Below are 15,004 nucleotides of genomic sequence, written 5' to 3'. Positions count from 1 at the left end.
CTATATCAAATATTTGAGTTGATGGGGGGTACCGTTTATATGGAAATGAAAAAAATGTTAAACAATGACCGTATTAAACCATATGTATTAAAAGCACGTTTTGGCGTTGAAAAAGAAAGTCAACGAGTTGATCTATCAGGAAGTTTAGCTAAAACAGAACATCCCAATAGTATTTCAGTAAGAGATGATCATCCTTATATTCAGCGGGATTTCTCTGAAACACAGATGGAACTAATTACACCTGTTACCGAGACACTAGGAGATTTATTTAATTACTTAGCAGCTATCCATGATGTAGCCTATCGTTCTATGGGGGAAAACGAAATGCTTTGGCCATTAAGCATGCCACCACAGTTGCCCGAAAAAGAAGAAGATATTGTTATTGCGAAACTTAATAATCATGAAAATGTTTTATATCGTCGATATTTATCTAATTCTTATGGTAGACGAAAACAAATGATTAGTGGTATTCATTACAATTTTGAATTTAGTGATGATTTGATTCAGGCATTATTTGAATTACAATCAGAAATAAAGGATTATTATCAATTTAAAACAGAAATTTATCTGAAAGTCACAAGGAATTATTTACACTATCGATGGTTAATAACTTATTTTTTTGGTGTTTCTCCTAGTAGTGAAAAGAATTTCTTTGAAATAAATCCTTTAAATGGCGCCGTAAGAAGCATTAGAAATAGTAAACATGGTTATAGTAATGAAAATGATGTTCAAGTATCCTATAGTAGTTTACAGAACTATATATCTGATCTTTCTTCGCTGGTGAATAAAGGGGTTTTATTAGAAGAAAAAGAATTTTATGCCTCTGTCCGTTTAAGGGGCGGTCCTCAAGTTTCAGATTTAAAAAATCATGGTATTCGTTATATTGAATTAAGAAACCTAGATTTAAATCCTTTTGAAACATATGGAATTAGCCATGAACAAGCAGAATTTCTACATCTTTTCCTTATCTATTTACTCTGGATTGACCAAGACGATAATAATGATGAATGGGTAAAAATCGGTGAATTTCAAAATAATGTAGTGGCTCTTGAACATCCGTTAGAACATACGCAATTTAAAACAGATGCTGAGCGTATTATTGATGAAATGGAACATTTAACAGGGCTGTTAGACATAACGATTTCGAATACCTTGTTTGTTAACTTGAGAGAAATGCTAACAGATCCAAGTAAAACTTTAGCTGGAAGACTTTATAAAGAGATTATAAAAAGTAGTCAAAGTCAGGTAGCTTACCGTATTGCTAAAGAAAATTATAAAAAAGCATGGGATAAACCATATCAACTATCAGGATTTACTGACATGGAGTTGTCTACACAAATTTTAATGTTTGATGCTATTCAACAAGGAATACAAGTAGACGTTTTAGATCGACAAGATCAATTTTTAAAACTACAGCTAGGAAATCATGTTGAATATGTGAAAAATGGGAATATGACAAGTAAAGATAGTTATGTATCACCATTAATTATGGAAAATAAAACAGTAACAAAGAAAATTCTTCAACAGCATGGATTTCGTGTACCAATAGGTGAGGAATTTAGTGATATAGAAAAAGCTTTACGTTCCTATGATATATTTGCAGGAAAGCCTTTTGTCGTTAAACCAAAAACAACAAATTATGGTTTAGGAATATCTATCTTTAAAGAAGACGGAGCAAGTTACGAAGACTATCAAAAAGCACTCACATTAGCATTTAAAGAGGATTCATCAGTATTAATAGAAGAATTTATTAATGGAACAGAATATCGATTTTTTGTGCTAGATGACAAAGTTTCTGCCGTTTTATTACGAATTCCTGCCAATGTTATAGGAGACGGTTCACATACAATTGAAGAGTTAGTCGCTCAAAAGAACCTGAATTCATTAAGAGGAATGGACCATAGAACACCTTTAGAAAATATACAATTAGGTGAATTAGAGGTCCTAATGCTTAAAGCTCAAGGGTATCGAAAAGATTCAATTCCAACAAGTGATGAAATTGTTTTCCTGCGAGAAAATTCTAATGTCAGTACAGGTGGAGACTCAATTGATGTGACAGATCAAATTCCCGATGATTATAAGAAAATTGCCGTAGATGCTGTGTCGGCACTTGGAGCTAATATTAGTGGTATTGATTTGATTATTGAAAATACAGAAGTTCCTGCAGCTAATAAAAATGCTTATGGAATTATTGAGGCAAACTTTAATCCATCGATGTATATGCATATATATCCGTATAAAGGTAAATCCAGACGTTTAACTATCTGTATATTACATTATTTATTCCCTGAACTATCAAAAAAATAATTTAGAAGTTTTCGAGATGTTAGAGGGATTAGTACAAAAATTGTAAATGATGTAACAAATGGAGACATTACTTTTTAATTAATTGGGACCTCTGAGAGGTCCCAATTTAAATTATTATTTTAGAAACAGGCTTATGAGAAATGAGTTATTGGAATGCAAGTTTGAAGAAGATAAAATAGGGGGCATATCAGTGAAAAATTTAGAAAGATATTTTGACTTATTTGATCAATCAAGAACAAGTGAAAAAGGGATACAGCCGAGATATACATGTTATCTATACTTAGGAGTAAAAACCTTAATTTAAATACATGTAAACAATGTGTTTGACAACGATCCTTGCAACATCGAAGTCTACAACCGTTCGTTGCCCTCAAGGTAACTAAATACATTGTTTACTTAGTTAAGATATCAAATATTTAACGTATCTTATCACTCAATTTTTCTTCTTAGAATACTTTAAATACTCCTGATTTTCATAGTATAGATAATACACGTACCTTGGCTGTACCCCAACGTAATAGTTGATATAAAACTTACGTTAAGCAAATTTTCACTATTTGATTCTTTAAAAAAAGTAGTAAACTAAGTAATCGGTTCCTTAACGTACAGGAATCAGTTTAAATATGTCTAAACGTACAATTTTCTTTTTGGGGTATGGTAACCCACATCCATTAACTTAAGAATTTTATAACACCGCAAAACGAGAGAATGTACATTTTCACATGAAGATGTACATTCTCTCGTTTTGGAGATATTTGTATTTCTTATCTGGATAGCCATATGTGTACTACCAAGTATAGAACGGTACTTTTTATATATTTTCTTTCGTAATAGTGACCCCATATTCTCTATAAAAATCTATAATTACAGATGCATTCACACCCAAATCTAATAGATTTTCCGGAAAGTAAATTTCAGAATCCCGAACCACAATATCAGATGTTTGTAAAATTTTCTCTGCTTGGACAGCCGCTCCTAAAGCCGTAAGATGTGTCTGTCCTAACGGATCGGATATGTTCACACATCGTCTATGCAATACACCAGTAGCATCATAACCTTTAAGGTGAATAACTATGTTATGTGCACTTCCACTTCCGGGTTTATAAAGAATATTTTTTCGTAAGTCATTAAATTTTTCTCCACTAATCAGTTTCCAAATTCCTGTATTCACCAGAGAAACCAGTCCATATGTAGATATTTTACTATCAAAAGCAATCCGAAAGTTAGCCGAAACAGCATGAATTGATTCTGGCAGGGTTACGTGATCAGGAGTATCCAAACGATAACATTTGGTTATATAACCGTTGGGAAAGCGGACTTTGATTGGGTCAGTCATTGGATAAGCCTGTCGCATTCCCTCTGGAGCTTTGACTTCAAATGGAATCGTTAACCGGTCCATATATGCTGTTGAATTTGGTCCTGCTTTGTCTTGAAGAGAATATAGTGCGTTGATATCAACCGTAACCTCTTGAAGATCTTTTGAATACATTTTAGCAAAAAGGGCTGCTGTCCCTCCCATCCACCCTGAAGCTAATACAACAGGGGATTGGACCTCAACATTTTTTAATCGATCAATAGAACTCTTAAAACGTTCAGTCCAACGAGTAATGTCAACCAATGGAATTTTTTTTTGAACTGCAGATAGAAGTAGTCTATCTTGCGGGTCATTAACCGCATTAACAACTAATGTGAAATTATCATCCAAATTTCTTAAAGGATCATCTATTGTGTTGTCTACAGTGACTATTTTTACTCTATCTGATTCAAAAGGTAACGCTTTCCCTAAAGTTCTTCCTCCTAATCTAATTTCCAAATCAGGATGTCGATCATGTAAAATTTGAGCAATTTGACTACCAACAACACCATACCCACCAACAATTAATACTGTTTTCTTATTCATCTGAAACCTCCATTTTAATTAGTATGAGATCATAAGTTTAAATAATTAAAAACTTAAACATTTTAACATAATGTCGCTAAAAAAAGGGACAAAAGGTGTCCCTAAACTATAAATGAGTACCTAATTCTGACATTCATCTTCAACTAAAGAAACAAGTTCTTTTAAAAGATTTATTGTTTCATTAAATTCAAGACAATAATACATTTCAGTGCCTTTTTTCTGAACTCGAAGTAACCCTGATTGTTTCAATATTTTCAAATGATGAGATACAGTAGGTCTTGACATGGGAATATGCTCCGCAATTTGCGTCACATTCAAGCTATCTTTATCAATTAAAAGCGATACAATTTGCTGACGAGTTGGATCTCCCAACCCTTGGAAACATGGTCTTAAATTTTCTAAAATATGCATTACTTTATCATTACAGTTCATTTCGCTAACATTACCTTCCGTTTAAGAATTTAATCATTTAAACGTATTATAAATTACATTGCTATCTAATGCAATAAAGAAGTAGCACCAACTTTAATTATAAATATTGAAAGTTTCATAAACAGCCATTATCAATTTTCCAGATTTGTAAGAATGTCAGTTCTTTTTTCTGTAACAATTGTCAAATTCATTCCAGCTATAACCAGGACAAACCCACGAAATTTACGAAGCTTATATCGGATTGTATCAAGAGCTTTCAACTCAAGTAATCCTGCTTCGCCTGTTTATCCTCCTACAGAAAAACGGCGAAAGTTCCACTGTTATGAAAAAAAGAAAGTCTTTAATATTTTAGATGTTGTCTATAATTGTACTCTGTGTCACAAGAAAACAGCATAGCAATAAATAAAATGACCTAAATTCTCATAAATGACTGTTGTAGTGATATAAAATTTTTGTTTTAGGGATACTTCAAAATATTCCTTAAGTTGATGGATGTGGGGTTCAGCCCCTTGGGGTGCGCTCCAAGGGGCTGAAGTTTGAGAAGTAATACTTTGTTGGAAGTATCTTATATATTTTAACATCAAATTAATAAATGTTTCAATCGTTATATAATGATTGAAACATTTTATGGGAACAATTCCCTTGTAATGTATAGTAATATGGTAATTATTATCATGTGAAATTATGGGGTTAACGGATGGATTTAAATGAAATTTCTCTTAAATAAAAAAGAGGTCCTAGAGACCAGGACCACAATTGAAGTATCATTTTTAAAGTGAAAGTATAAAGATTGATGTGAGTTTATCTTAGTGTAAATCTATAAATAATAATATTTAAATGTTTATGTCTTTAACAAAAATAAAAAGAGTACTTTTATATACACTCTTCAAAAGGTAGGTGAATGTCTTATGAACTATTAATAAACCAAAAATTGTAATCAGATTTTCATGAGTAAATTTTTAATATAATATGTGTTAATTAGATTTATGGAGCCTGTCATCAATGGAAAGGAAAGTGTAATTTGAACTGAATTTTTAATGGGCCTAGGGACTAGTACTAAAGTAAAGATTGACACGTGATTGTAATAACGTGATTTTTAATATTAGGAAATAAAAATATTAAAGAAATTTCACAAAAATGTCCAAGAGTCAACGAATAATTGTGCTCCTAGATAAGAATTTTGGAATCATATGAGTAAAAAGCGTTGATACAAGAATATATGTTTGTTCAGTTTGAATATGAAAAGTTTTGAAAAATAAAGAGTGCTTTTTTAGGCACTTTATGACCAAGACTCATATCCATAAAAGGTGACAAAGATAAATAGAAGAAACCCCGATTGTCTGCGGGGCTTCTAAGGGTAATTGTCAAGTAATAACGTACTCGACTAATTAACAATACCATGAATTTTTTTGTGGAAATACTGGTAAATGTGTCCAAATGAATTCGAAGAATAAAAAGTTTTATTGTTAATAGACATTGAAAACGGAATAGAGGCTATTATTCAACAAATAACTAACGTTCAACGAGAAAACATGTTGACTATACGCAGCTACTATTCTGTAATTGCACATCCTTATGGAGATATAGTGAGATCTGTTATTATTGCTATTTATCAAGAGAATGTTGAAGAAATTTTTGTTGTAGGAATAGAGGACAAACAAACTTCTTCAGTTAATCTACAAACTCAACGTGATTTTACAAAAGATAATATAGAATTAGACTATCTCTTTAAAAATTGCATGCCTGAATTTTCAAATGGTACCCTTAATGAATGGCTTATTAGACAAGAAAATGTTAGTGAAAATATTGAGAAGAGTATAGATGCGATTCTTCATCTTCCACTAGTGCCTCCTGATGTTAAAGTTCATGGTTTCATGATTGATAAAACAGGTGGAAAAGAAACAGTTGTTGAAATTCCTGCTAATAAAGTATTTGAATACATTAATTAATTTACTAAAATGAATAAAAATTCACTCTTATATATAAATTATCAATAGGTAAGTACCTTTTATTTATTGGATATTTTAATGTATTTTATAAGAAGTACTGAGTATGTACATAATTTAAATAAAAAACTTTGTGGCGTTTTTTTAAAAAATGTTCTTTAAGATAAGTCTATTAGATTTATAAGAATTTTTATTAATGATAGCAAGAATAATTTTAATAAGAAGTATATAGTAAGAATGATTTGGAGATACAGATGGGGATATAACTATTTTATTTAGGATGGTGCAATTAAAATGGATTTACAGAAAGGGAAATTATATTGGAACACGACTTTTTCTAATACACCTTCTTATCCTCGTTTGGACGAAGATATAAAATGTGACGTACTAATAATAGGAGCAGGAAGTTCGGGTGCTCAATCCGCATACTATTTGAGTGAATCAGATTTAAATATTGTTATCGTTGATAAAAGAAAGGTAGGACATGGAAGTAACCTTACAAATACAGCACTTATTCAATATTTAGGCGATAAGATGTTTTTTGAACTTGTAAATACATTTGGAGAAGAGTATGCAGTTAAGCATATGAAATTATGTGAACAAGCTATTAATGATATTGAATATGCTGATCAAAACTTGCCTTATTGCTCTGATTTTAAACGACGTGACAGTTTATATTATGCAAGTTATGAAGAGGATATAAAGAAATTAGAAAAAGAACTGTATTATTTACATAAGCATGATTTTAAAGCGACTTGGCTATCAGAGGAACAAATTGGACAGAGATATCCATTTAAAAAACGTGCAGCTATTTATACGTATAATGATGGTGAAATAAATCCTTATAAATTTACACATAGTTTATTAGAACAAGCCTCTAATAAAGGAGTTCACATTTATGAAGATACAGAGATTATTGGCAAAAAGTTAGAGAAAGAATGTGCTATCTTTTATACAAAGGGGGGCAATTCTATTACTGCCAATAAAGTAATTGTGGCTGCAGGATATGAAGGGTTGGAATTTAAAAAGGAAAAGAACGCTACACTGATTAGCTCATATGCAGTTGTTACTAATCCTGTAGAAAATTTATCTTCTTGGTATAAACGTACTCTCATTTGGGAAACTGCGAGACCATATATTTATATGAGAACTACTGCAGATAACAGGATTATTATAGGTGGGTTAGATGAAGATACAAACATTGCTCAAGAAAGAGATTCAAAATTAATCCATAAAAAAGAGAAATTAGTAAATGAATTTAATAAGCTCTTTCCCAATATAACAGTTGAACCTGAATTTTATTTAAGTGCTTTTTATGGTGGTACTCATGATGGTTTACCTATAATTGGAATGTATGAAGAGTTTCCAAATTGTCACTTTATCTATGCGTATGGAGATAATGGATTAGTATATAGTATGGTACTTTCTAAAATTGTTCGAGATATAATTATTAACGGTTCAAGTCCGGATTCGAATTTATATTTACAAACTAGGCCAAAACTAAATGAGTAAGCTACATGTATGCAAAATCAAGGTAGTATAAAAAAGTGATAGTTTTAACGGTTTTAATTACTTTATATAGGAAGCAATTCTACAATTGTAATCTCTCCAATATATTTGGGGGGATTTATTTTTTTTACTGATTTATTGAAAAATAGTCTAATTAGACTATAATAAGTATATAGTTTAATTAGACTATTCATTTTGTTGAGTGTGAAAAAAGGAGGAAAGAGGTATGGTTGCAAAAGAGAGCAACTTACGCTTAGTGATAGCTGGGTTAATGCTAGGCATTTTAATGGCTGCAATGGATAATACAATTGTTGCCACTTCAATTGGTACAATTGTCTCAGATTTGGGTGGATTGGATAAATTCGTCTGGGTTACTTCTGCTTATATGGTTGCAGTTATGGCTGGTATGCCTATTTTTGGGAAATTATCTGATATGTATGGTAGAAAGAGGTTCTATATTTTTGGTTTATTAATCTTCTTAATTGGTTCTGCATTATGTGGTACTGCGCAAAGTATTGTTCAGCTAAGTATTTATCGTGCAATTCAAGGTATAGGTGGGGGGGCACTGATGCCAATCGCTTTTACCATTGTATTTGATATTTTTCCTATTGAAAAAAGAGGGAAAATGACTGGATTATTAGGGGCCGTATTTGGTTCTTCAAGTGTATTAGGACCTTTATTAGGTGCGTATATAACAGAAAATATTAGTTGGCATTGGATTTTTTACGTCAATATTCCAATTGGTCTAATGTCATTAATTTTTATTTTAAAAGCTTATAAAGAAAATAATCCACCTACTAAGCAAAATATTGATTGGTGGGGGGCGATAACACTCGTAATAGCGGTAATTAGCTTAATGTTCGCTTTAGAATTGGGAGGAAAAGAATTTAAGTGGGATTCGATACAAATCATTGGGGTATTTGCATCGTTTATTGTATTTTTTGTTGGCTTCCTATTGGTAGAAAGAAAAGTGAAAGATCCGATAATATCATTTTGGATGTTTAAGCGTAAGGAGTTTGCAATATCACAAATTATTACGTTTTTCTATGGAGCAACATTTGTTATTCTAACGGTATTTATTCCTATTTTTGTTCAAGCTGTGTATGGTGGATCAGCAACTAATGCTGGGTTAATTTTAACCCCAATGATGTTAGGTTCTGTGGTAGGTAGTGCAATTGGTGGAATATTTCAAACGAAAATTAGTTACCGCAACTTGATGCTACTATCTGTAATATCCTTTGGGATAGGTATGTATTTATTAGGAACGATGGATCCGCAAACAAGTCGTGTGCTTTTAACGATATACATGATTATAACGGGATTTGGAGTTGGATTTTCGTTTTCTTTGCTTCCCACAGTTTCTATTCATAATATGGAACCGAGATTTCGTGGTTCAGCTACTTCAACAAATTCATTCTTTCGTTCACTAGGTATGACAATTGGAGTAACGATTTTTGGCTCCATTCAAAATAGTGCCTTTACAGCTAACTTAAAGGATGCTTTTAAGGGAATAGAACACGGTTCCAGCATGTTAAATAATCTAGGTGATCCAAGTACAATATTTCGCTCAGATGTAAGGTCCAGTATCCCTACTTTTATTCTTGAAAAAATTATAGCTGCTATGTCATCTTCAATTACTACTGTATTTCTATTAGCTTTAATTCCAATTACAGTTTCGTTTATAGCAATATTATTTATGGGGAATGTCAAAGCAGGTACAAAGAATAATGATAAAGTAAATGTAAAGTCATAAATTTTATAAAACAAAAAGATTCTTTACTTATTTTTAGCTTATACTATTGGTATAGGTTATTAAGGAGTGGAGAGTTATGAATACAAAGCTTTTTATGCTGGGTCTTCTTATGGAGAAAAATAGGCATCCGTATGAAGTCCAGCAACTTTTAAAAAATAGTGAAATGAAATACTATATAAAAATTACTAAAGGCTCTTTATATTACACATTTGAGCAACTTGAAAAGAAGGACTTTATAGAAATTGTTGATATTATTCGTAATGAACAACGTCCTGAACGAACTATCTATGGTATTACTACAAGTGGTAAACAAGAATTTGAGCATTTATTATTAGAACAAATGATAAAGCAAGAGGATATGCATCGTCCTATATACGAAGCATTACTTTTTGCACAGTATGGTGATGACAGATTAATTCTAGAACAGCTAAGAATTAAAATATCTCAATTAACCTTATACCTTACTACTCTTCAAAAAGTGTATGAGGACAAATACGGAAAAGAGAGCATGGCTAAATTATATATACTATCTAGTGTTATTTTACATCTAAAAACGGAGCTGAAAGTCTTGGGGAATTTATATGCTAATATGAAAAATAAAAAAATAGGCAGTATAGGAAATGACGTACTTAGAGATATTGAAAATCAATGTTTGTAGGCATAAGTATTATAATGTAAAGAGAGGTATAATACTTACTATTAGTAGGACTAATAGTGGATTGTATGTCGCTAAATGAGATGAAAAGTTCACATCAGATTTTTTTATTAAGTAAAGGATTATCGTATCGAAATTAGAAGGGATGACTATGCAAAAAAAAATTATTGTTATGTTTCAAAAAGATTTTCGCTTATATGATAACCCAGCTCTATTTGAGGCTGTTCAGTCTGGTGAGGTTCTTCCGGTATATATACAAGATGAAACTTTTTCAATAGGAAGTGCGGCAAAGTGGTGGTTACATCATGCTATAATAGATGTCCAAAAACAACTTAAGGCACTGGGCTCTACTTTTATAATACGTAATGGAAAGACACAAGAAGAAATACTTTCTCTTATAGAACAATTAGATATAACGGCTGTATATTGGAATATTTGTTATGACCCGGACAGATTAAAATCTAATCAAAAAATGAAAATGATGTTAGAAGATAAAGGTATTATCTGTAAAGAATTTAACTCACATTTATTATTAGAACCGGGGATTATTAAAAAGAAAGATAACACTGAATATAAGGTGTTTACGCCTTTTTACAATGCATTTCAAAAGCAGGTAATACCTAAACCTATTAGGAAAGTGCAGAGTATAAAGTGGGGAAACTCTTTACCAGCAAGCTTATCTGTTTCAGAATTACACTTGCTGCCAACTATACCGTGGACATCTCATATGGAAGCAATATGGGATCCGACAGAAGAAGGGGCATATAAAGCATTTAAGAAATTTTTCTCTAGCAAATTAGCTTCTTATAGTGAAGGAAGGGATTTTCCAAATCAAAATACTCATTCGATGTTGGCACCTTATCTTTCATTTGGCCAAATATCAGTGAGCTGGATGTATCATTACTTAATAAATAAAAGTACCGAAAGACAATGTAGTCTTTTTGAAGAACAAGTGAATAGTTTTATACGTCAATTAATTTGGCGAGAGTTTTCTTATTATTTACTATATCATTATCCATTTACAGTATATAAACCTCTTAATAAGAGCTTTGAAAATTTCCCGTGGGATAAGGAAGAGGAGTTATTAAGAGTATGGCAAAAGGGGAAAACTGGTTATCCGTTTATTGATGCGGGAATGAGAGAACTATGGCAAACAGGTTTTATGCATAATCGGGCAAGAATGGCTGTAGCCTCTTTTCTTGTAAAGCATTTGTTAATTCCGTGGCAGGAAGGAGCAAAATGGTTTATGGATACACTACTAGATGCTGATATTGCAAATAATACAATGGGATGGCAATGGGTTGCTGGAAGTGGAGCAGATGCATCAATGGAGAGTATATAAGAAAATGGGTACCAGAATTAAGAGATATACCGAATAAGTATATACATAAACCTTGGGAAGCACCTGAGCATATTTTACAAAAGGTCAATATTAAGCTTGGTAATGCATACCCTTTGCCAGTTGTTGATCATAAGGCAGCACGGGAGAGAGCACTTTGTGCATATAAAAGTATGAAAGAACTTGTATAAAATAAATGAATCAATATGAATTTCATATGTAAAGGTTATAATGCAAAGTATAGGAATGCCCATTTACACATTAAAGTTTTATTCATTGAAAGAGCACACGAATCATATAGAGTTTCTAAAACCTTCTATTAAAAAAGGAGAATGTTTATGAAAAAATCTAGTATTATAGTCTTTTTACTAACATATGGTTTATTTTATGTTTCTAGTATTTTATTTCCTATTGATCGTGCTTGGTATGATGCGTTAGAAAAGCCGTCTTGGACACCTCCTGGTATGACAATCGGCATAGTTTGGGCTGTATTATATGGACTTATTGCATTATCAGTTGCAATTATTTACAACAAATATGGATTTAAGCCAAAAACATTTTGGTTTATATTCCTTTTAAATTATATGTGCAATCAAGCGTTCAGCTATTTTCAATTTAGCCAAAAGAATTTGTTTTTAGCAACAGTAGATTGTTTACTAGTCGCTATTACTACGTTACTTCTCATTATGTTTTCTTCCNTTCAGCTATTTTCAATTTAGCCAAAAGAATTTGTTTTTAGCAACAGTAGATTGTTTACTAGTCGCTATTACTACGTTACTTCTCATTATGTTTTCTTCCAATTTATCTAAAGTATCGGGATGGTTGCTAATCCCATATTTTTTATGGGCTACATTTGCTACGTACTTATCCTGGATAATTTATAGTATTAATTAAAAGTGTAAATGAAAACTTGAGCATAATAAAAATGCTCAAGTTTTTTATTTTTATTAGTAAATATATGGGAGGTGCCGGGAAAATACACGAATTTTTACCCTCAAGTGAATTTTTTAGCAATTAATTATGGTTATTTAATTCTTTTATACATTCTTGAACAAGTGTGACTGCCTGACTCATAGTGGGGCCTCCGCCAAATGCTGCTGTTACTCCAACTGTTTCAAGAATTTCTTGTTCTGAAGCACCTTGATCAATACATCCTTTTGTATGATAAATGATGCAATACTCATCTTGAGAATAAAGACTTATGCCCAATGCAATCAATTGTTTTTCTTTCTTTGATAACGTACCATCTTTGAAACACTCTTCTGTAAAATAATGGAATTTATCAGTGAGTTTGGGCATTTTTTCAGCAAATACACCTAATCCATATTTGTATTGTAATAGTGCAGCTTCAGTAGAAGTTTTATCTTTATATTCCATTTTAAATTCAACTCCATATTCAGTGTGTATTAAACAAAGATTAGTATGGGCGTAAATAGTTTTGATTAATCATAATTGTAAATAAAAAACAGATACTAATTTTAAAATTAAATACAAAAGGCGAATACTGTGAAATTGTTCATAAAAATCCACATAATTTTGATCAAAAGTAAAATACTAATAGATGTTTTAATGCTGTACTTCTAAAGCATTAGAACAAAATTATTAACTACGATACAAGGAGGCAATCACTGTGGATATTCGTGAAGGATTAATTCCAACAGCACTAGGTACAGCAGTGACAGCAGCAGGTTATGTTCTTAAACAAACTCGTGGAACTAATAAAATGATTGCAAATACAGTATTTGAATTTGGTTTAGCTCACGTTGTTTTAGGTGTAATTGATCTTGTAGAACATCGTGGTTAGAATGGAAAGCAAGCATATTAATGCTTGCTTTTTTCATAATCTAATTAAAATTTGTATTTAAATGAAGTAATTCAATAAATTAAACCAAAATATTTTATCGAGGTTAAAGGGATGGATTACTTTAAGAAAGGATATAATATTTTGGGCATATGTAATTTCCTTAGCTGTGTAAGATAGTTTAGTATTTAACCATGCTTAAATACTGCTTAGAAAAATTATATATAATAAAGCAGCCCGTAATTTTACGGCCCGCTTTACTCACTTGTTATGAAAGGTTAACTATTTATGCTAACACTTAAATAGTTCCTATGTAGTATAAACACAATATATTATAGTATGCAAAAAAAGATGCTTATGATTCATTCTGAGGATAAAAATACCTACACGCTTAATATTTATTTTATGTATTAAAGTAGTAAGAAATATTAATAATAAATATGAACTTTAGTAATGCTGTGAAGTAACATGAAAGTTAATAATTAATCATAATATCAATTATTAAGTGTCTACTCATATTTTACGTTATGGAATTTAATATGTTGATGGTAAGTATATGGTATGCATAATGTTTTATGAAGAAGCATAGCTAAGGATTCATACAGAAAGAATTAAAAATATTGATCTGCATAATATTATCAAATTATTAAAGGAAGTGTTAAATCAATGAAAACTATACAGCGGATTGCTTTAGCATTAATTATTATCGGTGCTATTAATTGGGGATTAATTGGATTTTTTAAGTTTGATTTAGTAGCTGCAATATTCGGTGGACAAGGCGCCTTTTTATCGCGGGTTGTATTTGCTCTTGTTGGTTTAAGTGGATTAATGTGCATAACTCTTTTATTTCAGCTAATGAGGGACGTAAATCAGGATTTCAATTATAACAAATCAACAGAAATAAATTATGGTACCGAATTTGGTGAAGAAACAGATATAGTAGATCTTAGAGAATCTTCAAATCAAAACTATACATCTAAACAACGTAATTCTCTGGATGATTAATAAAATGCTTATTACATCCATTACTGAACGAGAAATTCTAAGACCATAAAGTGAGTCGTGAAATCGTTGCTGTTATCTCATAACACTTCAGTAATCATTAGTGTAGAAATAATAGCTAGAATCTTTCTTTATTTAATATTCATCTAACTTATGTGATAAATATAACATTTATTCAAATGTTATATTTATGAAACATTCATATGTTATGTTGGGTAAGTCCTTTTTTGAATCATATTCATTCTATAAAAATCCCTAGCCCCTGAAGTGAACCCGAATAGTGGTACATGAAAAAAACACCTCCTGAATTCGCATACTAAGTATGCAAATTCATTGGAGGTGTTTTTCGTTTGAAGACAA

The 15,004-nt window shown here is 31.3% G+C and carries 10 protein-coding genes and 3 pseudogenes; 10 read left to right on the top strand and 3 right to left on the bottom strand.

The genetic code is table 11. The features are described from left to right. The first annotated feature begins 39 nt into the window (after nucleotides 1-39). The gene (gene gshAB / locus ASE54_RS14655) at nucleotides 40-2,307 is read left to right on the top strand and encodes a bifunctional glutamate--cysteine ligase GshA/glutathione synthetase GshB (protein WP_000425294.1); all 2,268 of its coding nucleotides are present in this window, start codon (nucleotides 40-42) and stop codon (nucleotides 2,305-2,307) included. Nucleotides 2,308-3,118: 811 nt separating this feature from the next. Here the strand turns inward: gshAB and ASE54_RS14650 are convergent. Continuing rightward, nucleotides 3,119-4,207: a hypothetical protein gene (locus ASE54_RS14650; RefSeq protein ID WP_001036800.1), complete on the bottom strand. Its 1,089-nt coding sequence runs from the start codon at nucleotides 4,205-4,207 to the stop codon at nucleotides 3,119-3,121. A 120-nt stretch (nucleotides 4,208-4,327) separates the two neighbouring features. Further along, the gene (locus tag ASE54_RS14645; protein ID WP_000995771.1) at nucleotides 4,328-4,639 is read right to left on the bottom strand and encodes a metalloregulator ArsR/SmtB family transcription factor; all 312 of its coding nucleotides are present in this window, start codon (nucleotides 4,637-4,639) and stop codon (nucleotides 4,328-4,330) included. 1,437 nt (nucleotides 4,640-6,076) lie between these two features. Between ASE54_RS14645 and ASE54_RS14635 the strand changes: the two are divergent. The 7 genes and pseudogenes from ASE54_RS14635 to ASE54_RS36900 form a co-directional block, all read left to right on the top strand. After that, nucleotides 6,077-6,588, top strand: a pseudogene (locus ASE54_RS14635) (carbonic anhydrase). Nucleotides 6,589-6,879: 291 nt separating this feature from the next. Continuing rightward, the gene (locus ASE54_RS14630) at nucleotides 6,880-8,097 is read left to right on the top strand and encodes an FAD-dependent oxidoreductase (RefSeq protein ID WP_000365633.1); all 1,218 of its coding nucleotides are present in this window, start codon (nucleotides 6,880-6,882) and stop codon (nucleotides 8,095-8,097) included. 223 nt (nucleotides 8,098-8,320) lie between these two features. After that, nucleotides 8,321-9,847: an MDR family MFS transporter gene (locus tag ASE54_RS14625; RefSeq protein ID WP_000225819.1), complete on the top strand. Its 1,527-nt coding sequence runs from the start codon at nucleotides 8,321-8,323 to the stop codon at nucleotides 9,845-9,847. A gap of 76 nt (nucleotides 9,848-9,923) precedes the next feature. Next, nucleotides 9,924-10,505: a PadR family transcriptional regulator gene (locus tag ASE54_RS14620; protein ID WP_001093172.1), complete on the top strand. Its 582-nt coding sequence runs from the start codon at nucleotides 9,924-9,926 to the stop codon at nucleotides 10,503-10,505. A 148-nt stretch (nucleotides 10,506-10,653) separates the two neighbouring features. Continuing rightward, nucleotides 10,654-12,032, top strand: a pseudogene (locus ASE54_RS14615) (deoxyribodipyrimidine photo-lyase). Nucleotides 12,033-12,179: 147 nt separating this feature from the next. Next, nucleotides 12,180-12,539: pseudogene (locus ASE54_RS36905) on the top strand (TspO/MBR family protein); the annotation flags it as partial. A 1-nt stretch (nucleotide 12,540) separates the two neighbouring features. Then, nucleotides 12,541-12,735 (top strand): TspO/MBR family protein (locus ASE54_RS36900; RefSeq protein ID WP_235567833.1); only part of this gene is annotated, 195 nt, incomplete at its 5' end. Nucleotides 12,736-12,855: 120 nt separating this feature from the next. Here ASE54_RS36900 and ASE54_RS14605 read toward each other — a convergent pair. Then, the gene (locus ASE54_RS14605) at nucleotides 12,856-13,218 is read right to left on the bottom strand and encodes a carboxymuconolactone decarboxylase family protein (protein ID WP_000455787.1); all 363 of its coding nucleotides are present in this window, start codon (nucleotides 13,216-13,218) and stop codon (nucleotides 12,856-12,858) included. Between the two features lie 253 nt (nucleotides 13,219-13,471). Between ASE54_RS14605 and ASE54_RS14600 the strand changes: the two genes are divergently transcribed. Both ASE54_RS14600 and ASE54_RS14595 read left to right on the top strand, forming a co-directional pair. Next, entirely contained in the window at nucleotides 13,472-13,645 is a 174-nt protein-coding gene (locus ASE54_RS14600; RefSeq protein ID WP_000354586.1) for a hypothetical protein, read from the top strand. 663 nt (nucleotides 13,646-14,308) lie between these two features. Next, nucleotides 14,309-14,647, top strand: a complete 339-nt coding sequence (locus ASE54_RS14595) for a DUF378 domain-containing protein (protein ID WP_000849456.1) — start codon at nucleotides 14,309-14,311, stop codon at nucleotides 14,645-14,647. Nucleotides 14,648-15,004: the final 357 nt, after the last annotated feature.

Source organism: Bacillus sp. Root131, assembly GCF_001429475.1.
GTDB classification, from domain to species: Bacteria; Bacillota; Bacilli; order Bacillales; family Bacillaceae_G; genus Bacillus_A; species Bacillus_A thuringiensis_S.
Note: the sequence above shows the minus strand (reverse complement) of the source record. Positions and strands in the feature narration are given on the sequence as shown.

Coding starts and splice junctions, on each gene's coding strand:
- gshAB (WP_000425294.1), top strand. CDS start 40: ATGGAAATGAAAAAAATGTTAAACAATGACCGTATTAAACCATATGTA.
- ASE54_RS14595 (WP_000849456.1), top strand. CDS start 14,309: ATGAAAACTATACAGCGGATTGCTTTAGCATTAATTATTATCGGTGCT.
- ASE54_RS14625 (WP_000225819.1), top strand. CDS start 8,321: ATGGTTGCAAAAGAGAGCAACTTACGCTTAGTGATAGCTGGGTTAATG.
- ASE54_RS14650 (WP_001036800.1), bottom strand. CDS start 4,207: ATGAATAAGAAAACAGTATTAATTGTTGGTGGGTATGGTGTTGTTGGT.
- ASE54_RS14605 (WP_000455787.1), bottom strand. CDS start 13,218: ATGGAATATAAAGATAAAACTTCTACTGAAGCTGCACTATTACAATAC.
- ASE54_RS14645 (WP_000995771.1), bottom strand. CDS start 4,639: ATGAACTGTAATGATAAAGTAATGCATATTTTAGAAAATTTAAGACCA.
- ASE54_RS14630 (WP_000365633.1), top strand. CDS start 6,880: ATGGATTTACAGAAAGGGAAATTATATTGGAACACGACTTTTTCTAAT.
- ASE54_RS14620 (WP_001093172.1), top strand. CDS start 9,924: ATGAATACAAAGCTTTTTATGCTGGGTCTTCTTATGGAGAAAAATAGG.